Annotated in this window: 1 protein-coding gene; it reads left to right on the forward strand. The window is 64.9% G+C overall.

Features of this window, described 5'->3' with window-relative positions:
- Positions 1 to 362: nuclear transport factor 2 family protein (locus DMB66_RS60145; RefSeq protein ID WP_148112992.1), on the forward strand; the 362-nt coding region annotated here is incomplete at its 5' end.
- Positions 363 to 789: the final 427 nt, after the last annotated feature.

Genomic DNA, 789 nt, shown 5'->3' on the forward strand with positions numbered 1-789 from the left:
AACAGGCACTCGCAGGATTGATCGAGACGGGCGACGTCGACGCGCTCGCACCGTTCCTGAGCGATGACTTCGTCCACCACCGACCGGGTTCCACCACATCGACCAAGGCGGAATGGCTCGCCGCCGTCCGCGCCGCGCTGGTACAGCTGGCCGGCATGCAGATCGAGATCCATCAGGTCCTGGCCGACGGCGATCGCGTCGTGATGTACTCGCGACGCTGGCTTCCCGACGCAGGACCAGAGATCGCCGTCGTCGACATCTGGCGGATCGACGGCGGGCTCATCGCCGAGGCGTGGGAGATCATCGAACCGGTGGCCCAGGTGGCCGCCAACCTGGTGTGGTGGGAACCCGCTCAGCACTGACCATGCGCAAGCCACCTGGGATGCGGACCTGGCTGAACGCCAGGCCAGGTCCGCAATCCCGCCGTGGATCACCAAGGATTACCTGCATATCAAGCATGACCGGATGCTCCGGCGCTGGACCACCGTCACGGACAGCGACCATCCAGCCAACAGGTGTGTTGACTGCAGCTGGATGAGTAGGGCGACAAGCGCTGTCCATGGGATGCGGGCGGTATGAGGGTGAAGCAATGATCGACAACGGTGCCTGTTGGAGTCCGTGATCGACCATGCGTCGCAGCCCGATGACGTCGACTATGACGACATCGCGCCGACCGTCGCGGCGTTGACCAGTTCGGGTGACGTCAGCTTGGTGCCGCGGCCGCGCGAGGCCCTCGACCGGTTCCTCGACGAGGAGAACTTCTCCGGCCATGACCGGATCGCGGGCATA

Source organism: Actinoplanes sp. ATCC 53533, assembly GCF_003947245.1.